General features: G+C 70.7%; 23 protein-coding genes. 12 read left to right on the top strand and 11 right to left on the bottom strand.

Going from position 1 to position 24613, the window contains the following annotated elements:
• Nucleotides 1–20: 20 nt before the first annotated feature.
• Genes ptsP through AVP41_RS09200 form a run of 3 tightly spaced genes read right to left on the bottom strand, consistent with a single transcriptional unit; the run spans nucleotide 21 to nucleotide 2329 of the window.
• Entirely contained in the window at nucleotides 21–1682 is a 1662-nt protein-coding gene (gene ptsP / locus AVP41_RS09210; RefSeq protein ID WP_067163574.1) for a phosphoenolpyruvate--protein phosphotransferase, read from the bottom strand.
• Between the two features lie 51 nt (nucleotides 1683–1733).
• The gene (locus AVP41_RS09205; RefSeq protein WP_067163572.1) at nucleotides 1734–2006 is read right to left on the bottom strand and encodes an HPr family phosphocarrier protein; all 273 of its coding nucleotides are present in this window, start codon (nucleotides 2004–2006) and stop codon (nucleotides 1734–1736) included.
• Nucleotides 2003–2329, bottom strand: coding sequence for a PTS sugar transporter subunit IIB (locus AVP41_RS09200; RefSeq protein ID WP_067163569.1), 327 nt, complete (start codon nucleotides 2327–2329; stop codon nucleotides 2003–2005). The genes AVP41_RS09205 and AVP41_RS09200 overlap by 4 nt, the downstream gene beginning before the upstream one ends.
• A gap of 118 nt (nucleotides 2330–2447) precedes the next feature.
• Between AVP41_RS09200 and AVP41_RS09195 the strand changes: the two genes are divergently transcribed.
• Nucleotides 2448–4376 (top strand): BglG family transcription antiterminator, encoded by a 1929-nt coding sequence (locus AVP41_RS09195; RefSeq protein ID WP_231902721.1) that lies wholly within the window; start codon nucleotides 2448–2450, stop codon nucleotides 4374–4376.
• A 13-nt stretch (nucleotides 4377–4389) separates the two neighbouring features.
• Here the strand turns inward: AVP41_RS09195 and AVP41_RS09190 are convergent, their stop codons facing one another.
• Genes AVP41_RS09190 through AVP41_RS09180 form a run of 3 tightly spaced genes read right to left on the bottom strand, consistent with a single transcriptional unit; the run spans nucleotide 4390 to nucleotide 7467 of the window.
• Nucleotides 4390–4956, bottom strand: coding sequence for a GNAT family N-acetyltransferase (locus tag AVP41_RS09190; RefSeq protein WP_067163567.1), 567 nt, complete (start codon nucleotides 4954–4956; stop codon nucleotides 4390–4392).
• A gap of 25 nt (nucleotides 4957–4981) precedes the next feature.
• Entirely contained in the window at nucleotides 4982–6634 is a 1653-nt protein-coding gene (locus tag AVP41_RS09185; protein WP_067163565.1) for a phospho-sugar mutase, read from the bottom strand.
• The gene (locus tag AVP41_RS09180) at nucleotides 6634–7467 is read right to left on the bottom strand and encodes a purine-nucleoside phosphorylase (RefSeq protein WP_067163562.1); all 834 of its coding nucleotides are present in this window, start codon (nucleotides 7465–7467) and stop codon (nucleotides 6634–6636) included. The genes AVP41_RS09185 and AVP41_RS09180 overlap by 1 nt, the downstream gene beginning before the upstream one ends.
• Before the next feature lie 105 nt (nucleotides 7468–7572).
• Here AVP41_RS09180 and AVP41_RS09175 point away from each other — a divergent pair, with 105 nt between their 5' ends.
• Complete coding sequence (locus tag AVP41_RS09175; protein ID WP_067163560.1) at nucleotides 7573–9024, top strand: NAD(P)H-quinone dehydrogenase; 1452 nt, start codon at nucleotides 7573–7575, stop codon at nucleotides 9022–9024.
• A 6-nt stretch (nucleotides 9025–9030) separates the two neighbouring features.
• Here the strand turns inward: AVP41_RS09175 and AVP41_RS09170 are convergent, their stop codons facing one another.
• From AVP41_RS09170 to AVP41_RS09160, 3 genes are all read right to left on the bottom strand, one after another.
• Entirely contained in the window at nucleotides 9031–9501 is a 471-nt protein-coding gene (locus AVP41_RS09170) for a hypothetical protein (RefSeq protein ID WP_067163558.1), read from the bottom strand.
• 49 nt (nucleotides 9502–9550) lie between these two features.
• Entirely contained in the window at nucleotides 9551–11332 is a 1782-nt protein-coding gene (locus tag AVP41_RS09165) for an acetyl/propionyl/methylcrotonyl-CoA carboxylase subunit alpha (RefSeq protein WP_067163555.1), read from the bottom strand.
• A gap of 78 nt (nucleotides 11333–11410) precedes the next feature.
• Complete coding sequence (locus AVP41_RS09160) at nucleotides 11411–12076, bottom strand: Maf family protein (protein WP_067165751.1); 666 nt, start codon at nucleotides 12074–12076, stop codon at nucleotides 11411–11413.
• Between the two features lie 45 nt (nucleotides 12077–12121).
• Here AVP41_RS09160 and AVP41_RS09155 point away from each other — a divergent pair, with 45 nt between their 5' ends.
• From AVP41_RS09155 to AVP41_RS09140, 4 genes are read left to right on the top strand one after another with little or no spacing between them, the layout of a single operon-like run.
• Nucleotides 12122–13447, top strand: a complete 1326-nt coding sequence (locus tag AVP41_RS09155; protein WP_067163553.1) for a class I SAM-dependent RNA methyltransferase — start codon at nucleotides 12122–12124, stop codon at nucleotides 13445–13447.
• Between the two features lie 9 nt (nucleotides 13448–13456).
• Entirely contained in the window at nucleotides 13457–14113 is a 657-nt protein-coding gene (locus AVP41_RS09150) for a response regulator transcription factor (RefSeq protein WP_067163551.1), read from the top strand.
• Nucleotides 14103–15347, top strand: a complete 1245-nt coding sequence (locus AVP41_RS09145) for a sensor histidine kinase (RefSeq protein ID WP_082829134.1) — start codon at nucleotides 14103–14105, stop codon at nucleotides 15345–15347. Before AVP41_RS09150 ends, AVP41_RS09145 begins: the two co-directional genes overlap by 11 nt.
• Before the next feature lie 8 nt (nucleotides 15348–15355).
• Entirely contained in the window at nucleotides 15356–16372 is a 1017-nt protein-coding gene (locus AVP41_RS09140) for a hypothetical protein (protein ID WP_231902720.1), read from the top strand.
• 264 nt (nucleotides 16373–16636) lie between these two features.
• On the opposite strand, the gene AVP41_RS09135 is transcribed toward AVP41_RS09140, so the two are convergent.
• A complete protein-coding gene (locus AVP41_RS09135) occupies nucleotides 16637–16876 on the bottom strand; it encodes an acyl-CoA carboxylase subunit epsilon (RefSeq protein ID WP_067163549.1) in 240 nt (79 codons plus the stop codon).
• Complete coding sequence (locus tag AVP41_RS09130) at nucleotides 16873–18462, bottom strand: acyl-CoA carboxylase subunit beta (protein ID WP_067163546.1); 1590 nt, start codon at nucleotides 18460–18462, stop codon at nucleotides 16873–16875. The genes AVP41_RS09135 and AVP41_RS09130 overlap by 4 nt, the downstream gene beginning before the upstream one ends.
• A gap of 128 nt (nucleotides 18463–18590) precedes the next feature.
• Here AVP41_RS09130 and AVP41_RS09125 point away from each other — a divergent pair, with 128 nt between their 5' ends.
• From AVP41_RS09125 to AVP41_RS09100, 6 genes are all read left to right on the top strand, one after another.
• The gene (locus AVP41_RS09125) at nucleotides 18591–19382 is read left to right on the top strand and encodes a biotin--[acetyl-CoA-carboxylase] ligase (RefSeq protein ID WP_067163543.1); all 792 of its coding nucleotides are present in this window, start codon (nucleotides 18591–18593) and stop codon (nucleotides 19380–19382) included.
• 117 nt (nucleotides 19383–19499) lie between these two features.
• A complete protein-coding gene (locus AVP41_RS09120) occupies nucleotides 19500–20099 on the top strand; it encodes a PH domain-containing protein (RefSeq protein ID WP_067163541.1) in 600 nt (199 codons plus the stop codon).
• Between the two features lie 95 nt (nucleotides 20100–20194).
• Complete coding sequence (locus AVP41_RS09115; protein ID WP_067163538.1) at nucleotides 20195–21322, top strand: 5-(carboxyamino)imidazole ribonucleotide synthase; 1128 nt, start codon at nucleotides 20195–20197, stop codon at nucleotides 21320–21322.
• Nucleotides 21323–21467: 145 nt separating this feature from the next.
• A complete protein-coding gene (purE, locus tag AVP41_RS09110; RefSeq protein WP_067165744.1) occupies nucleotides 21468–21935 on the top strand; it encodes a 5-(carboxyamino)imidazole ribonucleotide mutase in 468 nt (155 codons plus the stop codon).
• Nucleotides 21936–21945: 10 nt separating this feature from the next.
• A complete protein-coding gene (locus AVP41_RS09105) occupies nucleotides 21946–23394 on the top strand; it encodes an LCP family protein (protein WP_067163536.1) in 1449 nt (482 codons plus the stop codon).
• A 28-nt stretch (nucleotides 23395–23422) separates the two neighbouring features.
• Complete coding sequence (locus tag AVP41_RS09100) at nucleotides 23423–24529, top strand: glycosyltransferase (protein ID WP_067163533.1); 1107 nt, start codon at nucleotides 23423–23425, stop codon at nucleotides 24527–24529.
• Nucleotides 24530–24613 lie beyond the last annotated feature (84 nt).

Below are 24613 nucleotides of genomic sequence, written 5' to 3'. Positions count from 1 at the left end.
TCCTTGGGTAGCCCCGCCGGTCAGGCGGGGGAGCCAGACGCGGCCTGCGCCGCGGCTCGGGCGGACGCCGCGTCGGACGCGGCGAGTGCTGCGGCGGCGATGCGCTCGGCATCGTCGCGGGTGTACTGCAAGAGGGTGGCGCGCACGTCGGCGAGCGCCGTGGGGGCCATCGACAACGTGGTGGCTCCGAGGCCGACGAGGACGACGGCCAGCATCGGATCGGCGGCGGCCTCGCCGCAGATGCCGACGGGCTTGCCGTGGGCCTTGCCGCCTTCGCCGGTCAGCTTGATGAGCTGTAGGACGGCGGGGTGCCACGGGTCCTGGAAGCTCGAGACGGAGCCGAGCAGACGGTCGGCGGCCAGGGTGTACTGGGTGAGGTCGTTCGTGCCGATCGAGGCGAAGTCGGCGATGTCGAGGACCTTGTCGGCCAGGAGCGCCGAGGAGGGCACCTCGACCATCACGCCGGCGGTCTTGATGCCGTACTCCTTGGCGAGGGTGACGAAGTACTCCGTCTCCTCCACGGTGGACACCATCGGCGCCATGACCCAGAGGTCGGCGTCGGTGGCGGCGTCGGCCTGGGCCAGAGCGGTCAGCTGCTCCCGCAGGATGTCCTCGCTCGCGCGGAGGGCACGCAGGCCCCGGAGACCGAGCGCAGGGTTCTCCTCGTGCGCGTCGTTGAGGAACGCGAGCGGCTTGTCGGCACCGGCGTCCAGCGCACGGACGACGACCTTCTTGCCGGGGAAGGCCTGGAGGAGCTCGGTGTAGGCCTTGGTTTGCTCCTCGACCGTGGGCGCCTGGGATGAGGAGAGGAAGAGGAACTCGGTGCGGAACAGGCCCACGCCCTCCGCGCCCAGCTCGACCGCTTCAGCGGCTCCGCCGGGCTTTCCGAGGTTCGCCAGGAGCGGCACCGCCGTCCCGTCCTTCAGGGCGCCCGGAGTGAGGGGGGCGGTCGCGGCGGCGGCGCGGGCGTCGGCGCGGTGCTGCGCCTGAGCGAGCTCGGCTTCCGAGGGGCTGCTCGTCACGACGCCCTTGGCCGCATCGACGATGACGGTCTCGCCGTCGGTGAGGTCCTTCGCCGCGGCGGCTCCGACCACGGCGACGATCGACTTCTCCCGCGCGAGGATCGCGGTGTGCGAGGTGGGACCGCCATCGGTGGTGACGAGGGCGAGCACCTTGTCGAGGTCGAGGAGGGCGGTGTCGGCGGGAGCGAGGTCCTTCGCAACGAGGACGAACGGGTGGCCGGGGTCGGGGATGCCGGGGGCAGGAAGGCCCCGCAAACGGGCGATGACGCGCTGGGCGACGTCGTCGAGGTCGGCCGCGCGCTCGCCGAGATAGCCGCCCATCGCCGAGAGCATGTCGCGGAAGGTGGCGAACGCGTCGTAGACGGCGTACTCGCCGGTCTTGCCGGCGGTCACCCGCGTGGAGACCTCCTGATCGAGCGTGGGATCCTCGGCCATCATGGCCTGCGCTTCGAGCACCTCACGGGCGAGGCCTCCCGCCTGCGAGCCCCGTTCCTCGAGCTCGCGGGCGACGGCGGCCACGGCTTCGCGAACCCGGGCGAGCTCCTCCTCGGGAGTGCGCTGGCTGGGGACGTCCTCGGGGGCGGGAAGCGGCTCCGCCATCCGGGCGACAGGTCCCTGGGCAACGCCCAGACCGATGCCGACTCCGCGCAGTTCGCTCATGTCGTGGATCTCCTTGTGGTGCTCAATGGGGGGTGGAACGTCGGCGAGGAGTTACTCGTCGTGGTCGGTGGTGAGAAGCTCGGCGAGTGCGTCGAGGACGCTCTCCGCGTTCGCTCCGTCGGTGGTCAGGGTCACGTAGTCGCCCTTCTCGGCGCCGAGGGAGATGACGCCCAGGATGCTGGCGGCGTTGACGGGAGCGCCGGAGCCCTTCGAGATGGTCACCTCGGCGCCGGAATCCTTCGCGGCCTGCGCGAACAGCTTCGCGGGACGCGCGTGAAGGCCGTTGGACGATCCGATCCGGACGGTGCGGGACACGGCGGTCATGCGGATTCCTCTCTGTAGGGCGGCGTCAGGGTCTCATCGACGAGCGCGAGGGTTCGGGTCCCGTCGAGGTCGGCGAAGATGTCGGGCGGCAGCAGCACGACGCGCGTTCCTCGCGGACCGGCGTCGTGACGGATGCTTTCGAGGGCATGCTGCAGATGGGGTCCGACGAGCACGAGGTCTGCCCGTTCCAGGTCGGTCGGCAACGACTGCTCGGTGCCGGCGACTGCGCTGAGCTCCCGGCCCCGGGTCTGGGCCGCGCGCCGCAAGCGCTGGGCGACGAAAGTGCTCGACGCTCCCGCGCCGCATACCACCAGGATCCTCATCGATCCGCCTCCTTCCCGCCCATTCTTGTGAAACCACTGAGAGCCGACAACCACTCCTGTTTCCGCGGGGGCGGAAACCGCCGGAGCCCGGCGGAGAGACCCATGGTTGACTGGACGGGTGAGCAGAGCCCGGCAGGATCGCGTCATCGCCATGCTCGCGCGCGGCAGCGACTGGATGACCGCCGCGGAGCTCGCCGACGCGATCGGGGTGACCCCGCGCAGCATCCGGTCGTATGTCAACGCGATCAACGGTCGGGTTCCCGGCGGGTCAGCTGTGGAGTCGGGTCCTCAGGGGTATCGCGCCGGTGCCGACCTCGTGGCGGCGCAGCGCGCGGGAGGCGTGGAGTCGGGCACCCCGAGAGATCGGCTCCACCGCTTGGTGCGGGCGCTCCTCTTCTCCCCCGACGGCATCGACGTCTTCGAGACCGCGGACCATTTCCACGTGAGTCCCGCCACGCTCGACGCGGATCTGGCGCGGGTGAGAGCTCTTCTCGGCGAGACCGACCTCGTGCTCGAGCGCACGGCATCACGTGCCCGGCTGCGGGGCACCGAGATGTCCCAGCGGAGGCTCCTCAGCCGGCTCGTCCACGAGGAGACCGACGACGGCGCCTTCGACGTCGACGCTCTCCGCCGTGCGCTCGGCGAGGAATCCATCGGAGCGGCGGCATTCGGGCCGTTCAAGGCGGAACTGGTCGCCGAGCTCACCGACCTCGGCTACTTCGTCAACGAGTTCGGGATCGGCGACGTGATGATGCACATCGCCATCGCCGCCGCCCGAGTGTCGCGAGATCGCGGCCTCGAGGAGGCGGGGGCGCCGCCGTCGGGGGAGTCCGCCGAACGTATCGCCGCGGCGCTCGACCGCCTGAGTGCCCGCCACCTCCGGGTGCGTTTCGGCTCGGGCGACCTGCTCCACCTCACCGCGTTGGTGGAGAGCCGTGTCGTCGCCCCGGGGGCTGCGGAGCCGGCCGCGGTCATCCGGCAGCGACTCGACCCGGAGGTGGAAGCCGCCGTCCGCGACGTCGTTGCGCGCGCCGCGGCGGAGTTCCAGGTCGACATCGATCACGACGACTTCGTCTTGCGGCTCGCCCTCCACGTGCAGAACCTGCGGATGCGGGCGCGGGAGCAGGCCTGGTCGCGCAATCCGCTCACGAAGTCGCTGAAGACGAGCTATCCGATGATCTTCGAGATCGCCGTCTACATCTCCGACGGCCTGCGAGGCCTCCTCGGGATCGCGCTCCTCGACGACGAGATCGCCTACATCGCGATGCACGTCGGGGGCCGGCTGGAGAGAAGCCGACGGGCGGGAGCCGTCCTGACGGCGACGATCGTGTGCCCCGGATACTACGAACTGCACGAGCTCTTGCGTTCGAGCATCGCGCAGTCGCTCGGGCAAGCCGTCACCGTCGTGGGAGTGGAGACCCGCGTCGACCCGGACTGGTCCTCCATCGATACCGACCTCGTGCTCACCACGATCGACCCGCCCAGCGTGGCCGATCGGTTCGTGCGGATCCAGCCGTTCCTCACCGAGGCCGACGTGGAGCGCGTGCAGGCGGCGGCCAGCCGGGTCCGCCGCGCGCGCCGGCTCGCGCGCCTGCGTACGGAGCTGGAGCGCTACTTCCATCCCGACGCCTTTGTCTACGGGCTCGACCCCCAGCAGGACGAGGAAGCGGTGATCTCGCGGCTCGGCGCGCTCCTGGTGCGTTCCGGCGTCATCGACGACGACTACGTGCAGCGCACCCTCGAGCGCGAACGGCTGTCCTCCACCGCGTTCTCCGACGCCCTCGCGGTGCCGCACGCGCTCGGTATGACCGCCACGCGGACGGCCATCGCGATCGGCATCGGTGAACAGTCGATCCCCTGGGGCGACGGGCGTGTACAGGTGGTGGCCATGGTGGCCTTCAGCGAGTCGGATCGCGCCGCGTTCCAGACCGTCTTCGAGCAGCTCGTCGAGGTGTTCAGCGAGCGCGAGAGCGTGCAGCGCATCGTTCGCCGGGGAACGACCTTCCCCGCCTTCCTCGACGAACTGGTCGCCGTCGTCGACGGCTGAGCTGTCCGACCGGTCAGGACAGGCGCGCGCTCAGGCCCCGCCGTACCGTGGGCCACTCGTGCGGGAGGATCGAGTAGACGACGGTGTCGCGGAGGGTGCCGTCGGGCCCGAAGCGGTGGTTGCGCAGCACCCCGTCCTGCTTGGCCCCCAACCGCTCGATGGCCGCCCGCGACTGCCGGTTGTGCCAGTGCGTGCGAAACTCCACGGCGATCACGTCGCACGCCTCGAACGCGTGCGTGAGCAGGAGCAGCTTGGCGGCGGTGTTGACCGCCGTCCGCTGCACGCTCGGCGACAGCCACGTGTACCCGATCTCCACCCGTCGGTTGTCCGCGTCGATGTTGCAGAACGTCGTCATGCCGCGCGCACGCCCGTCCACCACGACCGCCCACGGGTTCATCCTGCCGGCATCCCTCTCGGCGATCCGATGGGCGATCTCGTCCTCGATGGAGGCGGGCACCGAGGTGTACCAGGCGTACTCCAGCCCGTCGCGCGCGTGCCGGAGATCGGCGGCGTGCGACGGGTCCAGAGGCTCCAGGCGGACGTGCGGGTCGTCGAGGACGACCGGGTCGGTCAGCAGCATGACACGAGCCTAGGCGAGCGCTGCGTCACGCCTGCGCAGCGGCGAGGAGGTCGCGCGCCCCGGATTCGACCGCGGCCAGCCGCGACGCGGCCTGCGCCGCCGACTCTCCGCGGACGTCGAGATACACCTTGACCTTCGGCTCGGTCCCGCTCGGGCGCACGATCACGCGTGAGCCGTCGGTCAGCCAGAAGCGCAGCACGTCGCCACGCGGAAGGTCGCCCACACCCGCCAGCAGGTCGTCCACGCGTTCCACCGCCGTCCCGCCGATGGAGGCGGGCGGTGCGGAGCGCAGCGCCGCCATGACGCGCGGGATGACGGAGAGATCCTCGACCCTGACCGAGACCTGACCCGACTCGAAGAACCCGAACGTCTCGTCGAACTGACGGAGGAGGTCTCCGAGGCTCCGTCCCTCCTCCCGCGCTTCCGAGACGAGACCGAGGAGGGCGATCGCGGCGGAGATGCCGTCCTTGTCCCGCACGGTGCCCGGGTTGACGAGATATCCGAGGGCCTCCTCGAAGCCGTACACGATGCCGGGGGCGCGGGAGATCCACTTGAAGCCGGTGAGCGTGGAGTGGAAGTCCAGCCCGTAGTGCTCGGCCACGGTCTGCAGCCCCGGGGAGGACACCAGCGAGCACGCCAGAGCACCCGAGGTCGCGGTGCGGGCGGCGCGCCAGCCGAGGAGGAGACCCACCTGATTGCCGGTGAGCCGCCGCCAGCCCTCCGGCGCCTCGGCGTCGGGGATCGCCACGGCGAGCCGGTCGGCGTCGGGGTCGTTGGCAAGGATCAGCTCCGCCTGCGCGTCCCGCGCGGTCGCGAAGGCGAGATCCATCGCGCCGGGCTCTTCCGGGTTGGGGAAGGCGACGGTGGGGAAGGTGCCGTCGGGGGCGATCTGCTCGGCCACGACGGTCGGCAGCGGATAGCCGGCGGCCGTGAGGATGCGCTCGAGCGTCTCGTACCCGACGCCGTGCATCGCCGTGTACACCCAGTTCAGTCCCGCCGCCCCGGCCGGGGCGGGAGCAACCGTGGCCGTGGCCGCCACGTAGGCGTCCACGACCTCCTCCTCGGCGGTCTCGAAGGCCCCCCGCGGGAGCGCGCCGATGTCACCCGCATCCGACACTGCGAGGATGTGGGCCGCGATCTCGGCGTCGGCCGGCGCGACGATCTGAGAGCCGTCGTCGGCGCCTCCCAGATACACCTTGTAGCCGTTGTCGTCGGGCGGGTTGTGCGAGGCGGTGACCATCACCCCGGCCGCGGCGCCGAGGTGGCGCACGGCGAAGGCGAGGACGGGCGTCGGAAGGAGCCGGGGAAGGAGGATCGCGCGGAGGCCGGCTCCGGCGAAGATCTCGGCACTGTCGCGCGCGAACACGTCGGAGTTACGTCGTCCGTCGTAGCCGACGATGACCGTGGGCGTGGCGCCGTCCGCCTCTTCGAGCAGATAAGCCGCCAGTCCCGCCGCCGCTTGCGCGACGAGAACCCGGTTCATGCGGGTGGGTCCCGCGCCGAGGCGCCCGCGCAGGCCGGCGGTCCCGAACTCGAGACGGCCGGAGAAGCGGTCCTCCAGGTCAGCCGCGGCAGCGGGATCGCCCGCCTCGGCAGCGTCGATCAGGGCGTCGAGCTCTGCGCGGGTGACGTCGTCGGGGTCCTGATCGCGCCACGCGCGGGCGGCGTCGACGCTCATCACAGCTCGCCGATCACGCGGGCCAGGAGAGCGGAGATCACCGGCTCGGCCTGCTGGCCCGCCTCGATCACCTCCTGGTGACTCAGTGGCGTCGTCTGGATCCCTGCGGCCATGTTGGTGATGAGCGAGAAGCCCAGGACCTCCATGCCCGCCTGGCGGGCGGCGATCGCCTCCAGCGCCGTCGACATTCCCACGATGTGGCCGCCGATCGTCTTCGCCATGCGCACTTCGGCGGGCGTCTCGTACTGCGGACCACGGAACTGGCAGTACACGCCTTCATCGAGCGAGGGATCCACCCGGCGTGCCAGGTCGCGCAGGCGCGTCGAGTACAGGTCGGTGAGGTCGATGAAGGTCGCGCCTTCCAGCGGCGAATCACCGGTGAGGTTGATGTGGTCGCTGATCAGCACCGGCTGTCCGGGCGACCACGTGCTCTTGATCCCTCCGGCGCCGTTGGTGAGGACCATCGTGCGGGCTCCGGTCGCGGCGGCGGTCCGCACGCTGTGCACCACTCTGCGCACGCCGTGGCCTTCGTAGTAGTGCGTGCGTGCGCCGATCACGAGAACGCGCGTGCCCTTCGGGGTGAGGATGCTACGCAGCGAGCCCACGTGCCCGGCGAGAGCGGGCTTGCTGAACCCGGTGACCTCCGTGGCGGCGATCGTGGCCGTCGTCTCGCCGATGAGGTCGGCAGCCTTCCCCCAACCGCTGCCGAGGGTGAGGGCGATGTCGTGGTGCTCGACGCCGGTGAGGCGGGCGATGTCGCGGGCAGCGCGCGCGGCGACCTCGAACGGATCGGTGGCGGCGTCGTCGAGCGGGTGGTGGATCGTTTCGGACATGCCTCCACTCTAGGAACCCGCGGCATGCCGTGCCAGGAGCGGCGCGGCGTGCTCGCGCGGCGGCGTGGCGCGCGACGGTCGCTTTCAGTTGCGACAATGGATGTCATGTCCTTGAGCTTCGAGCGCACCCAGTCCGTCGCCGTCCTCGGTGGGGGGCCCGGAGGCTACGAGGCGGCGCTGGCCGCTGCGCAGCTGGGCGCGCAGGTCACCCTCGTCGAGCGTGCGGGCGTGGGCGGAAGTGCGGTCATCACCGACGTCGTCCCGTCCAAGAGCCTCATCGCCACCGCCGATGCCGCCGTCGCGATCTCCGAGGCCTCCGACCTCGGGGTGCAGCTGTTCGCCAAGTCCGACACCGGCCGGCCCTTGAAGCCGGAGATCGCGATCAATCTCGCCGCCGTCAACAAGCGGCTCCTCTCGCTCGCTCGCCAGCAGTCCGACGACATGCGCGCCCACCTCGTCGAGGCGGGGGTGCGCATCATCTCCGGACATGGCCGGCTCGACGGCTCTCACGCCCTCGTGGCCTCGACCGGGCCCGGCGGCACCGACTTCGACCGGATCGAAGCCGACACGCTCGTCGTGTCGGTGGGGGCATCGCCGCGGGAGCTGCCCAGCGCCCAGCCCGACGGGGAGCGAATCCTCACGTGGACGCAGCTCTATGACATGAAGTCTCTGCCGGAGCACCTCATCGTCGTGGGATCCGGTGTGACGGGCGCCGAGTTCGCCTCGGCCTACATGAATCTCGGCGCGCAGGTCACTCTGATCTCCAGCCGGGACCAGGTCCTTCCGGGCGAAGATCGCGACGCGGCCGCCGTGATCGAGAAGGTGTTCAAGCGCGGCGGGATGACCGTGCTGTCCACATCACGCGCCGATAAGGTGGAGCGCTCCGGGGCGGGCGTGGTCGTCACCCTCGCCGACGGACGCACCGTGGAAGGCAGTCACTGCCTCATGGCGGTGGGATCGATCCCCAACACGCGCGACATCGGCCTCGAAGAGGCGGGCGTGCAGCTCACCGACTCCGGGCACATCCGGGTCAATCGCGTGGCGCGCACCTCCGTGCCCAACATCTACGCGGCCGGCGACTGCACCACCTTCGTCCCCCTCGCCTCGGTCGCGTCGATGCAGGGACGCACGGCCATCTTCCACGCGCTCGGCGACATCGTCATCCCGCTGGAGCGCCGGCGGATTACGGCGAACATCTTCACCGCCCCCGAGATCGCCACCGTCGGCCGTTCGGAGGCCGACATCGAGTCGGGAGCGGTGAACGGCTACGTGCACAAGCTCCCGCTGGCTGCCAACCCCCGCGCCAAGATGATGGGGATCAAAGACGGCTTCGTGAAGATCATGGCGCGTGAAGGCTCGGGCACCGTGATCGGCGGCGTGATCGTCGCGCCGCGCGCCTCCGAGCTCATCTACCCGATCGCGATCGCGGTCGAGCGCCGCCTCACCGTCGACCAGGTGTCGCGGATCTTCGCGGTCTACCCGTCCCTGTCGGGCTCGATCACCGACGCCACTCGGGCGATGCACATGGTCAACCGCGACGACGACTTCTTCGGCTGAGTCCCGTCAGCGCTCGGCCGTGAGCGCCTGGATCACTTCGACGTAGGCGTACGTGGACGGATCGGCGCGCGCGGTGAGGAATACCGACTCCGCTCCCTGGACCCCGCGATCCCCGAACGGGATGTCGTGCGGCCGCTCGTCGCAGGGGATCTCGAGTCCGTAGCCGGTCGAGGCTCCTCCCGTCGCCGAGGTCACCGTCACGATGACCTCGGCGGTCTGTCCTCCGAAGCAGCTCGCCTGTGCCCGGGTCAGGGTCACCGGTTCGGCGAAGTCCAGGCGTACGCCGTCGTCGGCGGGCGGATCCGATGTCGCCGACAGCATGGCAGCGCCCGCCAGCCCCGGGCCGTCGGAGCTCTGCGCACTCGCCTCGGCCGCCCACGCACGCGCGGCCTCGGGGTCGACCGACGCCGACGCGGCGCACCCCGCCGACAGCAGAGCCGCCGAGATCACGACGAAGGCACCGAGTACGCGTCTCATACCCCCACGCTACAGACCGGCCGCTCCGGCCGCGGGGCGCCGGACGACGTCAGGAGATCGTCAGCAGCTGATGCCCGGCGGCGACGGTGGCCCCCGGGTCGGCGTTGATGGCGCCGACGACGCCGTCCTTGTGGGCTTGCAGCGGCTGCTCCATCTTCATCGCCTCGAGCACGACGACGAGGTCGCCCTTGACGACCTGCTGGCCCTCCTCGACGGCGACTTTGACGACCGTGGCCTGCATCGGCGAGGTGACCGCGTCGCCGGACGCGCCGGCGTTGACGGTGGGCGCATGCGACCGACGCGACGGGGGCACGGCAGCCGGGCGGCCGACCTGCGTCGGCGCCTGGGCGATGCGGTCCGGAAGACTCACCTCCAGGCGCTTGCCGGACACCTCGACGACGACGGTGTGCCGCGCCTCGGCCGCCTCGGGGGCTTCCAGCTCACCGTCCCACGCGGGGATGTCGTTGTCGAACTCGGTCTCGATCCAGCGGGTGAAGACGCCGAAGCGGCCATCCTCCGCGGTGAAGGCGGGATCACGGACGACCTTGCGGTGGAAGGGGAGCACGGTGGGCATCCCGGCGACCTCGAACTCGTCGAGGGCACGGCGTGAGCGCTCGAGGGCCTCGGCGCGCGTACGTCCCGAGACGATGATCTTGCCGAGCAGGGAATCGAAGGCGCCCGAGACGCTGTCCCCGGCCGTCACACCCGAGTCGAGCCGGATCCCGGGCCCGCCGAAGGTCTTGAACTGGTGGATGCGGCCGGGCTGGGGGAGGAATCCTCGACCCGGGTCCTCGCCGTTGATCCGGAACTCGAAGGAGTGGCCGACCGGCTGGGGGTCGTCGTAGTCGAGCACGCCGCCCTCGGCCAGCCGGAACTGCTCGCGGACGAGGTCGATCCCGGTGACCTCTTCCGAGACGGGGTGCTCCACCTGCAGGCGCGTGTTGACCTCGAGGAAGGAGATCGTCCCGTCGGCGCCGATCAGGAACTCGCACGTCCCCGCGCCCACGTAGCCGACCTCCTTCAGGATCGCCTTGGACGAGGCGTAGAGGATCTCGTTCTGCTCCGCGGTGAGGAACGGCGCCGGAGCCTCTTCCACGAGCTTCTGGTGGCGCCGCTGCAGCGAGCAGTCACGCGTGGAGACGACCACGACGTTGCCGTCCGCGTCGGCCAGGCACTGCGTCTCGACGTGCCGCGGCTTGTCGAGGTACTTCTCGACGAAGCACTCGCCGCGGCCGAAGGCGGCGACGGCCTCGCGGGTGGCCGACTCGAACAGCTCCGCCACCTCATCGAGCTCTCGGGCGACCTTCAGACCGCGCCCGCCACCGCCGTAGGCCGCCTTGATCGCGATCGGAAGGCCGTGCTCGCGGGCGAAGGCGATGACCTCGTCCGCGCCGGAGACCGGGCCCGGGGTGCCGGGAGCGAGCGGCGCGCCGACCTTCTCGGCCACGTGACGAGCCGTCACCTTGTCGCCCAGCGCTTCGATCGCTTCGGGGGACGGGCCGATCCAGGTCAGCCCCGCCGCGATCACCGCGCGGGCGAAGTCGGCGTTCTCGGCGAGGAACCCGTAGCCGGGGTGGACCGCATCGGCGCCGGATCGCCGGGCGACTGAGAGGATCTTCTCGATCGAGAGGTACGTGTCGGCGCTGGTCGCGCCGTCGAGAGCATAGGCCTCGTCGGCCAAGCGCGTGTGGAGGGCGTCGCGGTCCTGGTCGGCGTACACGGCGACCGACGCCTTGCCCGAGTCGCGTGCCGCGCGGATGACGCGCACGGCGATCTCGCCTCGATTCGCGATGAGCACCTTGGTGAGCGGAGAGGTCCCGAACTGAGGCATGGAGTCGAGCCTACCGAGAGGAAACGGGTGGTCTTTGGATCACTCGCACAAGATCATTCCGAAAACGTCGGCGACACCCTACGAGGTGGACGGCGCGCCGCCGCGGTTCCACAGGGTCGTCCAGACGATGTCGAGCTCTCCGGCCAATCGGCGGAGTGTGGACAGCGACATGCCGACCACGGTCGAGGGGTCGCCCTCGACGCGGCTGATGAAGGGGCCGCCGAGGCTGTCGACGGTGAAAGCTCCCGCAACCAGCAGAGGCTCGCCCGTGGCGACATAGGCGTCGATCTCCGCGTCGGAGACGTCGTCGGCGAACGTGACCGCCGCGTCGGCGACCGCGTATGCCTCTGCCGGAGGGTGCTCGGGCCTGACCCGGAAGACGCTGTGCCCCGAATGCAGGCGACCCGTGCGCCCGCGCATCGCCCGCCAGCGTGCCACCGCGACCTCCGGTTCGTAGGGCTTGCCGAGGATCTCGCCGTCGAGCTCGAACATCGAGTCGCCGCCGACGACGATGCCGTCGAAGTCCGGATCGGTGCGCGCGAGCGAGGCCACCACGGCGGCGGCCTTCCGCCGCGCCAGCAGCAGCACGTGCTCGTCGGGGAGGAGCGTGCGTCCTTCCTCCGCTTCGACGGCGGCGATGACGCCCTCTTCGTCCACGTCGGGAGCCCGGAGCAGGGGCTCGATGCCGGCGTGTCGGAGCAGCATCCGGCGGGCGGGAGACGTCGAGGCCAGACATACGCGCATGGACCCCACGCTATCGAGGCGAGATCGGTGTGGAAGAGTCGAGGCGTGACCGGAGCCGAGATCGAACTGGACATCACCGACGTGGCCCACGGCGGGGTGTTCGTTGCCCGCCACGTCGACGCCGACACCGAAGCGCGCGGCGGTCGTGTCGTCTTCGTCCCCGACACGCTGCCGGGAGAGCGCGTGCGGGTTCGCATCGTCGACGACAGCAAGCCGGCCTTCTGGCGCGCCGAGCTCGTGGAGGTCCTCGAGCCCTCGCCGCACCGGCGTCCCCACGTGTGGAGTACGGCGGACGTGTCGGCGGCCCCCGAAGACAGGCCCGGAGGGGCGGACTTCGGCCACATCGCTCTCGCGCACCAGCGAGAGCTCAAGACGCGGGTCATCGCCGACGCCCTCGCCCGCGTCGGCCACGTGGAGTTGCCGGTGACCCTCCAATCGGTCGACGCAGAGACTCCCGACGGCACCCGATGGCGGACGCGCGTGCGTCTGCACGCCGACGACGAGGGCCGCGTCGGGCCCTACGCCGCGCGGAGCCATCGGGTCATTCCGGTGGACTCACTGCCTCTCGCCACGGACGCCATCGAGGAAGTGGCCGCGCAGCTCGCGCGCCGCGCAGGCGGGGCCGCGGAGATCGACCTCGTGCAGCCGGCCGACGGGCGGGTGCGCGTGATCGAGCGTGCGGCACCACCGGCTGCCCGTCCGGGCGGCAGGCGCCGGGGCAGCCGAGGCGCGGCGCCCGAGGCGGCGGGGGCCACCGAGACGGTCATCGAGCTCGTGGGCGGGCGGGAGTTCCGCGTGGACGCCGGCGGGGTCTGGCAGGTGCATCGGTCGGCAGCAGCGACGTTGTCCGCCGCGCTCGCCGACGCCCTGCGCCCTCGACCCATCGATCCGGACGCGTGGCATCTCGACCTCTACGGCGGTGTCGGGCTGCTGGCGGCCGCGGTGGCGACGCTGGGCGGATCGGCGACCCGGATCACGACCGTGGAGTCCGACGCGCTCGCGACGGAGCACGCGGGCGAGAACCTCGCGGAGTGGGTGGGGGCGCGAGCGGAGACCTCCCGGGTGGACCGGTGGCTGGCACACGTGGAGGCGAGTGCCTCGGCGGCGGAGCGGGAGCGGCTCCGCCGCGGCGTCGTCGTGCTGGACCCGCCGCGTGCCGGCGCCGGACGCGACGTCGTGGAGCGGATCGCCCGTCTCTCGCCGGAGCGCGTCGCGTACGTGGCGTGCGACCCCGTGGCGCTCGCGCGCGACCTCGGCACCTTCCGCCAACTCGGTTACGAGGGCGAGACGGTCAGCGGCTTCGATCTCTTTCCGAACTCTCATCATGTCGAGGCGCTTGTCGTCCTCACGCGAGACCGTCCGGGGTCCTAGGCTGAACGCATGACCCGTGTCGCCTTCATCGACGATCACGAGTCCGTGCGCCTCGGCCTCGAGGCCGCGTGCGCGAGGAACCCGAACAAGGACGTCGTCTTCTCGGGGGATACCGTCACGGACTACCTCAAATGGCGCGCCCGGTCGGGGGAGGGCCCCGCGGACGTCGTCGTCCTCGATCTCACCCTCGGCGACGGAACGACGGTCACCGAGAACGTCGGGCGGCTCGTGCGCGACGGCTCGGAAGTGATCATCCACAGCGTCGCCGATCGCCCTGCCGCCGTACGTGAGGCGCTCGCCGCGGGTGCCGCCGGGGTCGTGAGCAAGTCTTCGCGCATCGACGACGTCATCCGCGCGATCCGTATCGTCGCGCGGGGCGAACCCCTCGACAACGTGGAATGGGCGAGCGCTGTCGACGGTGACCGGGCATTCGCCGACGCGCAGCTCTCGGCGCGCGAGCGCGACGTGCTGCGGTTGTATGCGGCGGGTCTGCCGCTCAAGGCTGTCGCCGACCGACTGGGGATCGCCTACTCGACCGCCAAGGAGAACATCACGCGCGTGCGGGTGAAGTACATCGAGGTCGGACGTCCCGCTCCGACCAAGGTGGACCTGCTCCGGCGGGCGATGGAGGACGGGCTCGTGGCCGAGGGCGACGGTGACGTCTGAGATCGCCCCGTCCGGGTCGGTCGCTCTCCGGCCCGTGCTGCCTCTCGGTGAGGCGGCGGCAGCAGGCAGCGAACGTTTCTCACAGGCACGGATCGAGCGCATCCTCGGCGTCGTGTGCGGCTTCGGGTGCTCGGTGCTCGGGGTGCAGGCCTTCTTCAACGCGCTGAGCTCGACGCAGGAGGCGCCGCTGTGGCGCGTGGGTCTCGTGATCCTGATCTTCGTCCCGCTCATCGTCATGGTCGTCGCCAGCTCGAGCGGCCTGGCCACGCGCGCGTGTGCGGGGGTGTTCGCGGTGGTCTTCCCTCTCGCTCTCCTGGCCTGGCCCGTCGCGACGGCCGGGCGCGTGGCCGCCGGCACGAGCGAGCCGTGGATCTGGTATCTCCTGAACGTCGCCACGGTGGCCGCGGTGCTGGCCTTCCCGCTCGCGTGGCAGATCGTCTGGGCGCTGTTCATCCCCGTGCTCTACGGCGTCGTCCGATTGGTCCAGTTGCAGGATGCGGCCGTCTCGGCGTTCATGCCGACCCTCCTCGATGTCGTCTTCGCGATCATCCTCGCGCTCGTCTTCCTCGTGCTCGGATGGATGCTGCGCACGATGGCGGTGGGGATGGACACGGCGCGGCGGGAAGCCGTGGGGTCATACGCGGCGGCGGCTGCCGCCGACGCCGCCGAGCGGGAACGCGTCGCGGTGGCCGCCTTGATGCACGACAGTGTCCTGGCCGCCCTGATCGCCGCCGAACGGGCGCACACGCCCCGAGAGCGATCGCTCGCGGTGTCGATGGCGCGCGAGGCGCTGACGCGGCTCGCCAACGTCGACCAGGACGCCGGCGAGGGATCCGATGCGCCGGTCCTGCTGGCGGCTTTCGTCGCCGATCTCGAGTCCGCATCCGTCGAGGCCGGCGGCCCGCACGTCACCGGCGAGCTGCCGCACGAGGAGTGGGCCCTTCCCGGCCGTGTGGCGCGCGCTCTGATCCTCGCGGCGACCCAGGCGGTGGCCAACGCCGTGGAGCACGCGGGCGGCGCTGATCTGGCCGTGCAGGTGGTGGCCTCGGTGCGCCGCATCGAGATCGTGGTCTCCGATGGTGGGCCGGGATTCGATCCCGAGGCCGTGCCGGACGATCGTCTGGGTATTCGCGGCTCGATCTCGGCTCGGATGGCAGCCGTCGCGGGGAGCGCGCGACTGGACAGCGGGCCCGAGGGTACCCAGGTGACCTTGACGTGGGAGCGGCCGTCATGAGGATGTCCATGCGCGCGGCGCTGTCGGCGCTCGGCGTCGCCTTCACCGCGTACCTCGCCATCGGCGGCATGGTGTGGACCGTGTGGCCCGACCGGCCGCTCGTCGTCGTCGCGGCGCTGGCGCTGTATCTCGCCACCACCTGGCTCTGTATCTTCTGGGCGCCCGGCACGACGCCGCTCCCCTCGTGGCTCGTCGTGCTCGCCGTGGTCACCGCGATCGTCGTTCCCAATGCGAGCTGGTACGGCGCGGGCGACGAGGCGCGGCTGCAGGCCTACGCGACGTGGGGCCTGGGCGGGATCAGCGCGCTCCTGGCGATCCTCGTCGTGCGCGGGCGCGTGCTGACGGCATGGTTCGGTGTGGCGATCATCACCGTGATCGGAAGCTTCTGGATCGGGATCGCCGGGGCGCTGTCGCTCGGAGCGGTGGGTGCGGCGGTGTGGGTCGGCATCGCGCAGCTGGTGACGGGGTTGATGGCTCGGGCGGCGCGCGACACGGCGGAACTGACCGAACTGCAGAGGTCGTCATCGGAGTGGCTCGCGTCGCAGGCGGGTCGGCGCCGCGAACGCCGGGTGACCGTCCAGCGGGCGATCGCCCTGGCCGGTCCGGTCCTCACCCGGGTGATCGAGACGGGAGGCGCCCTCGACGACGACGAGCGGCGCCAGGCGAGGCTCGCCGAGGGTCGTCTGCGTGACGAGCTCCGCGGTCGTAGCCTTCTCGACGACGACGTCCGCACGCAACTGGAGGCGGTGCGGCGTCGCGGCGGTGAGGTCACGATGCTCGACGAGGGAGGGCTGGACGGGATCGCCGAGGCGGATATCGCGGCCATCCGTCACGAGCTCGCCACGACGCTGGAGAACGCCGAATCGGAGCGGGTCTTCATCCGTACCTCCCCGCACGAGCACGTCGCCGTCACCGTGGTCGGGCGCTCGAGGAGCGAGGACGACCCCGACGGCGAAGAGGTCGTGGATCTCTGGCACGAGATCCCCCGCCCGAAGAGCGATTCCGGCGCCGTCGTCGCCGACTGACGCGCATCCCGGCGATAACACCCACGCGGCGGAAGAAGAAGGAAGGAGAGGGGCGGCGAAGCCGCCCGCCCCTCTCCTTGCGAGTGGTTACCCGAAAACCGACTCGCGGGTCGGAATGGTCCTTAAGAGCAGACCGACCGAACGCAGAAGCGTTCCAGCAGTTACAAGTGTGCGGCGGGACGCCAGGAATGTCTGTAGGTATTTTGGGGGACATTCCGTCGAGGCCCGGGACGAGCGCCCGAGCGACGCCACGACATCGCCCGATCAGCCCGAGAAACGGCCCCATCCCACATCGCGTCGGAGCGGCTCGCGCAACGATCGCGCCGACAACTGCCACGCCGAGGGGCGGAGGGCCCGTGGTGCCACGGCGGCGGCCGCCTCGGCCTCGTACGACTCGGTGACCACCGCCACCACGGCGGCCAGCTCCTCGGCGGTGGGAGTGCCGCGAACGACGTCGACCTCCACTCGGGGTGGCGTCCGGTTCGGGTCTGTCGGGGAGGTCACAGCGGGATGTTCCCGTGCTTCTTGGCGGGGAGGCTCGCGCGCTTGCCCCGGAGCGACCGGAGCGCCTTGGCGATGGCGACGCGGGTCGCGGCCGGCTCGATGATCCCGTCGAGCTCGCCGCGCTCAGCCGCGAGGAACGGTGAGGCGACGTTGTAGGTGTACTCGGTGGCCAGTCGCGTACGCACAGCGGCCACGTCCTCGCCCGCCTCCTCGGCCTTGCGGATCTCGCCGCGGTAGAGGATGTTGACTGCTCCCTGACCGCCCATGACCGCGATCTCGGCCGTCGGCCAGGCGAGGTTGATGTCCGCGCCCAGTTGCTTGGATCCCATGACGATGTAGGCGCCGCCGTAGGCCTTGCGGAGGATGACGGTCACCAGCGGAACGGTCGCCTCGGCATAGGCGTAGAGGAGCTTCGCGCCGCGGCGGATCACGCCGGTCCATTCCTGATCGGTGCCCGGCAGGTAGCCGGGCACGTCGACCAGCGTCACGATCGGGATGGAGAAGGCGTCGCAGAACCGCACGAAGCGGCTCGCCTTCTCTCCGGCCTCGATGTTGAGCGTGCCCGCCATCTGGGAGGGCTGATTGGCGATGATCCCGACACTGCGGCCCTCGATACGGCCGAAGCCGATCACGATGTTCGGAGCGAAGAGGGGCTGGACCTCCAGGAACTCACCGCCGTCGGTGAGGTGGGAGATCACCTGGTGGATGTCGTAGGGCTGGTTGGGGGAGTCGGGGATGATCGTGTTCAGCACGCGGTCGGCATCGGTCGTCTCGAACTCGAACGTGTGCTCGTAGTCGGGAAGCTCCGACATGTTGTTGTCCGGGAGGAATCCGAGCATGGTCCGCACGTAGTCGATCGCGTCGTCCTCGTCCTCCGCGAGGTAGTGCGCGACGCCCGACCGGGTGTTGTGCGTGTACGCGCCGCCGAGCTCCTCCATCCCGACGTCCTCGCCGGTCACGGTCTTGATGACGTCGGGTCCGGTGACGAACATCTGGCTGGTCTTGTCGACCATGACGACGAAGTCGGTCAGGGCGGGGGAGTACACCGCGCCGCCGGCCGCAGGCCCCATGATGATCGAGATCTGCGGGATGACGCCGGAGGCCGCCGTGTTGAGGCGGAAGATCTCGCCGTACTTACCGAGGGCGACGACGCCCTCCTGAATGCGCGCGCCGCCCGAGTCGAGGATGCCGACGATGGGCATCCCGCCGCGGAGTGCGAACTCCATGACCTTGATGATCTTGTCGCCGGCCACTTCGCCCAGTGACCCGCCGAAGGTCGTGAAGTCCTGCGCGTACACGGCGACCGTCCGGCCATGGATCGTGCCGACGCCGGTGACGACCGAGTCGCCGTACGGGCGGGAGCGGTCCATTCCGAAGGACGTCGTGCGGTGACGGACATACTCGTCGAGCTCCACGAACGAGCCGGGGTCGACGAGCATCTCGATGCGTTCGCGGGCGGTGAGCTTGCCCTTCGCGTGCTGTTTCTCCCGCGCCGTCACTTCGGCGTCGACGATCGCCTCCTGATAGCGCGCGCGGAGGTCCGCGATCTTGCCGGCGGTCGTGGACAGGTCAGGCTGCTCGGTCACGCGTTCCACCCTAGCGAGCGCCCTCCGCCACACCTTGGCGCACGCACACAACGCCGTGTCGTTTCCCTTGTCGAAGGTGACAGGGCCCTCGCGGTCGCGCACGGCGTCGGCGGCGTATCGTGGCCGGCATGACGCTCCTCGAATCCGGATTCCCGCTGTCCGCCGCGATCAGTCCCCGACTGCAGGTGATCGAGACCGTCGACTCCACCAACGCCGCGTTGGTGCGTCACGTGACCGATGATCCCGAGGCCCACCCGCACCTCTCGGTGCTGCTGACCCGGGACCAACGAGCGGGACGGGGTCGTCGGGACCGGACGTGGACCACGCCGCCCGGATCGGCGCTGGCCGTTTCGGTCGTGCTGGATGTGGGTGCCGTCGCGGTCGACGATCGCGGCTGGATCCCGCTCCTCGCCGGCGCCGCGATGACGCGCGCCGTCGGTCGTCAGCTGTCGCGGTTCCGAGCGGACCTCAAGTGGCCCAACGATGTGATGGTCGAAGGTCGCAAGATCTGCGGGATCCTGGCCGAGGTCGTCGCCGCCGATCCGAATCTGGTCGTCGTCGGCGCGGGCGTGAACACCGCGATGCCGGCGGGGGAGCTGCCGGTGCCGACCGCGACGTCCTTCCACGCTCTGGGTGCGAGTGCGGAGGAAGACCGGCTGCTGGCGGACTACCTCACCCACCTCCGCGACGACATCGCCGCCCTCGCCGTCTCGGGCTCGGCCGCGGTGCGCCCTGCGGTCGAGGAGCACTGCGCGACGCTCGGAACGCACGTGCGCGTCACGCTCCCCGACGAGACGACGGTGGTCGGGCAGGCCCAGCGGCTGGACGACGGCGGGCGGCTCGTGGTGCTGACCGACGGCGGCGACGAGCTCGTCCTCGCTGCCGGTGACGTGGTGCACATCCGCCCCGACGAGGGCTGAGCTTCTCTTCTCTGCGGCGCACCGCGCCTGCCCGCTCCGGGGCAGCGGGCCGAAGCGAACGGTCCCCCTGCGGCGTGCCCCGAGAGCGCTGTCGGCGGCCCGCGCCATGATGAGAGGGTGTCTCAGCCGAGTTCGCTCCCGGGAAGGCCCCTCACGCCGGCCTCCGGCGCGGCCGCGCCGGAGATGCGCGTCGCGAGAGTGCGTTCACACGCCCGCCGCTTGCTGTGGTCGGCGCTGGTGCTGATCGCCGTCGCCACCGCCATGGGCTACTACTCCGGAAACCTGCCGAGCTCGTGGACGGCATGGTTGCCCGACGACCTTCAGGAAGCGGCGGCCACCTGGCTGCTGTGGTCGGCCGCCGCCGTCGTCGTGATCGTGCTGGTCGTGATCCCGTACCTGCGCTGGCTCGCTCACACCTATACGATCACCACCCGCCGGGTGATCGAACGCAGCGGACTCGTCGCGCGGCGACGCGTGGAGATCACCCACGCCCGCGGCTACACGATCTCCGAGAAGCGCGGGCCGTTGCAGCGCCTGTGGGGCACAGGGGACCTCGTCCTCTCCAACGGCGTCGAACAGCCCGTGCGGCTCACGAACGTCCCGGCCGTGCGTCTCGTGCACGAGACGCTGGCGGATCAAGTGGAGATCAGCCAGATCCTCGCTCACCGAGATGCCCACGGGCCGGGAGCCACCGGGGCCACCACCGTCCTTCCGTAGCGTTCGCGGCATCCGTCGCCGTCGGCGTGCGTCACTATGGTCGAGCGGGAAGAATAGTCGAGCAGTGCCTGCCGTCGCCGCGTGAAGGGAGCCCCATGTCGCTGAAGGTCGGGATCGTGGGAGGCGGACAGCTGGCGCGAATGATGATCGCGCCCGCGGTCGAACTCGGCATCGAGGTGCGGGTGCTCGCCGAACAGCCGGAGATGGCGGCCGATCTCGCCGCATCGCAGGTGGGCGACTACCGCGATCTTGAGACGGTCCGCACGTTCGCTCGCGACGTCGACGTCGTGACCTTCGACCACGAACACGTGCCGCAGGATGTCCTGCGGGCTCTGGTCGCCGACGGCATCGCCGTGCATCCCGGGCCCGACGCCCTCGCGTTCGCCCAGGACAAGCTCGCCATGCGAGCGCGGCTGGCCGAGCTCGGGCTCCCGCAGCCGGAGTGGGCGGCGGTGTCCGATTCCGCAGCGCTCACGACCTTCCTCCAGGCGCACGGCGGCCGCGCGGTCGTCAAGACCCCGCGCGGCGGCTACGACGGCAAAGGCGTCCGGGTCGTGGCCGACGCCGACGAGGCGGCGGAGTGGCTCGATGCGCTCGAGCCCGGCGAGGCGCTCCTGGCCGAGGAACTCGTCGACTTCCGGCGCGAGCTCGCGCAGCAGGTCGCTCGCCGGCCCTCCGGACCCCTGACCGTCTACCCGGTCGTGGAAACCATCCAGCGGGACGGGGTGTGCGCGGAGGTCGTTGCGCCGGCCCCGAGCGCCTCCCCGCGACTGCGGCAGGTCGCGGCCGAGATCGGCACCACCATCGCCGAGGGACTGGGGGTCACGGGCATGCTCGCTGTCGAGCTGTTCGAGACGACCGACGAGCGCCTCCTCATCAACGAGCTCGCGATGCGCCCGCACAACAGCGGTCACTGGAGCCAGGACGGTGCGGTGACCGGTCAGTTCGAACAGCATCTGCGGGCGGTGCTCGACCTTCCGCTGGGCGATCCCGCACCTCGACAGGACTGGGCGGTGATGGTCAACATCCTGGGCGGGCCGGCGTCGGAGACGATGTCGAGCCGGTTCGCGGCCGTCCTGGAGGCTCACCCCGCGGTGAAGCTCCACACCTACGGCAAGGACCCTCGCCCCGGCCGCAAGGTCGGCCACGTCAACGCCTGCGGCGAGGAACTCGACGCCGTCGCCTACGAGGCGCGGTCGGCGGCGGCCTTCTTCGCCGACTGACGGGGGAGAGGGCCACTGACTGCCCCCGCGCGGTGAATCCGGCCGCGGGCGCCGTGCCGTTACGCGAGTTCTCAGCGCCGCGCCCTAGCCTTGTCGAGTGACCCGACCGCTGCATTCTTCGGACGCCCCGCTCGTCGGCGTCGTCATGGGCTCAGACTCCGATTGGCGCGTCATGAGCGACGCGTCCCAGATCCTGTCGGATTTCACGGTGCGGCACGAGGTCGAGGTCGTCTCGGCACACCGGACGCCCGACAAGCTCCTCCGTTACGGGCGGGAGGCGCGTGCCCGCGGGCTCAAGGTGATCATCGCCGGGGCCGGGGGTGCGGCGCACCTCCCCGGCATGCTGGCGTCGGTGACCTCGCTCCCCGTCATCGGTGTACCGGTGCAGCTGGCGACGCTCGACGGGATGGACTCGCTGCTGAGCATCGTCCAGATGCCGGCGGGCATCCCGGTGGCCACCGTCTCGATCAACGGTGCGAAGAACGCGGGGCTCCTGGCCGCGCGCATCCTCGGGGCCGGTGACGAGCGTCTCGCCGATCGCGTCGAACAGTACGCGCAATCGCTCGAGGCGCAGGTCGAGGAGAAGAACCGCCGGCTCAAGGAGTCGCTGTGAGGGAGTCGCGGTGAGCACGCTGAGTCCTCCCCGTCCCTCGGCGGCAGCGGCTTCGCCGGGACGGGGCCTGTGGAACGAGTACTCGTTGCGCACGCCCGACGCCGCCTCTCCGGAGATCATGACGCGGCGCGGATGGTGGCTCGTCGTGATGAACTTCCTGCTGCCGGGTTCGGCGCAGGCGCTCGCCGGTGACCGCAGGCTCGGTCGTGTGGGCCTGATCTCCACGTTCGTGCTATGGGCCCTGGTCCTGGTGACGCTCGTCGTCGGCCTGCTGTCCTGGCAGACTCTCCTCGCCGTCTTCTCCACGTGGATCGTCCTTCTCGCGGCACAGGTCGTCCTGGTCGCCTACGCGTTGCTCTGGGTCGTCCTCACGATCGACACGCTTCGCCTGGTCCGCCTCGTGCGGGTCCGGCCGCGTGCCCGGGCCGGGATCGCCGCGCTCAGCGTCGCGCTCCTGGTCGCGGCCTCCGGCGGTGCCGTCTACGCGTCGCAAGTGGCGGGATCGGCGCGTGACACGATCGCGTCGGTGTTCGGGAGCGGGCCGAGCATGCCCGCCTCCGACGGCTACTACAACTTCCTGCTTCTGGGGGCCGACAGCGGCACCGGACGCACCCACATGCTGTTCGACAGCATCTCTGTGGTCTCGGTCAACGCCGAGACCGGAGCCGTCACGATCACCGGGATCCCTCGCGACATGCGGGACGTTCCGTTCTCGGACGGCCCCATGAAGAAGCTGTACCCGAACGGCCACCAGGGCCACGCCGATCCGAGCTGTGGCTGGGACAACAAGATCAACCAGCTCAACACCGAGGTCGGCGTCTGCATGGACGGCGAGGCCCTGTACCCCGATGCGGCCGCGAACGGATCGACGCCCGGCATCGAGGCGACGCGCGACGCCGCCGAAGGCGTGCTCGGGATCACGATCCAGTACTTCGTGTTCGTCGACATGGATGGCTTCGCCGAGCTCATCGATGCCCTGGGCGGAGTGGACATCACCGTCGCCGAGCGCCTGCCGAAGGGGGCGCTCCACAAGAATCCCGATGGGAGCCTGTCGGGCATCACGGGCTGGATCGAGGCGGGTCGGCAGCACATGGACGGTGACACCGCCCAGTGGTATGCGCGGTCGCGCTACACCACGAGCGACTACGACCGCATGAAGCGTCAGCGTCAGCTGCAGCAGGCGATCCTCGACCAGTTCACCCCCACGACCGTGCTCACCCGGTTCCAGGGGATCGCGTCGGCCGGGTCTGAGATCGTCCACACCGACATCCCGTCGAGCATGCTGCCGTTCCTCGCGGACCTCGCGGTGAAGGCGAAGTCGCAGAAGGTCACCACGATCGAGCTGACCCGGGACAACGACGTGAATCCCGACGCGCCGGACTTCGACCACATCCACGACCTCGTGCAGCGGGCGCTGCACCCGCCGTCTCCGTCGCCCACTCCGGGAGGCGGGGAGTGACCGCGGCGCGCCGGAGGGGCGAGGTCCGATGACGACGACCTTGCGGATCGTCCTGGAGCGTCCGCTCGACGGCCCGGGAGCCGACCTCGGCGAGGCTGCGCGGGAGCTGGCGCGGGGCCTCGTCGCCACCGCGCCGTCCGGGTGCGATGTGGAAGCGATCGTTCCCGCGGGTGCCGATGACCCGTCCGGCCTCGTCCCCGGCCTGCGCGTAGCCCCCGCACCGGCTCTGGCGCGACGTGAGTTGGTCACGGCCTGGCAGCTCGGTCTCCCCACCGGAGTCGGTGGGGGGTTGATCCACGCGCCGTCGCTGGCCGCCCCCCTCATCCGTCACGACCGGGTCAACGATCACGACCAGACGGTCGTCACGATGTGGGACCTCGACGCCTGGGAACATCCGGGAGACATCGCCCGAGCCACCGTCGTTCGCGAACGTGCGCTGCTGAAGCGGGCGGTGCGTCACGCCGACGCCGTGGTGGTGCCCACGCACGCCATGGCGGAGCGTCTCGTCGACATCGCGCGTCTCGGTGACCGCATCCGCGTGATCGCGGGCGCGCCCGCGGAAGGATTCCGCGTGCCGTCCGACGAGGTCGGACGGCGCCGCTCGCTCGGACTTCCCGAGGGTTTCGTGCTCCTGAGTGGCTCCGCCCGCGCCTCCGATCGACTTGCGATCGGGTTCGCGGCGATCGTGGCTGCGCGCGCCGACCTGCCGGTCGTGGTGATCGACGGCCCCGAAGGCGAGGAGCCCCACATCGCCGAGTTGGCGGCGGCGGCGGGGGTGGCGGAAGGGAGACTGCACGTGCGCCCGGCGCTCGATGTTCACGACCGCGGGGCCGTGCTGGGCGGAGCAGTCGCTTTCCTCGCCCCGGCCGCGGGAAGCGCGTTCCCCTGGCGGCTGGGGGAGGCGCTCCGAGCAGGTGTTCCCGTAGCGGCGATCGACACACCTGTCCACCGCGAGGTGTTGGCGGAGGGCGGTCTGCTCGCGGCGGACGTCGACGAGCTCGCCGGCGCGCTTTCCCAGGCGCTCGGCTCCGCGGCCGCAGCCGAGCGTCTCGCCGTGCTGGCGGCGGATCGTGGGCGGGCGTTCTCCTGGCTCGGGGCCGCAGAACGGGTGTGGCAGCTCCACGCCGACCTCTAGGAGCAACCTGACGGCAGCCTCCGAGCATTCTTGAAACGGCGTGTCGGAACATCCGCTTCCAACTCGGGGTGGTATCGGAAGTTG

It is taken from the genome of Microbacterium sp. TNHR37B, assembly GCF_001620065.1.
In the GTDB taxonomy this organism is placed as follows: domain Bacteria; phylum Actinomycetota; class Actinomycetes; order Actinomycetales; family Microbacteriaceae; genus Microbacterium.
The sequence above is the reverse complement of the archived record's forward strand: the minus strand, read 5'-3'. Positions and strand labels throughout refer to the sequence as shown.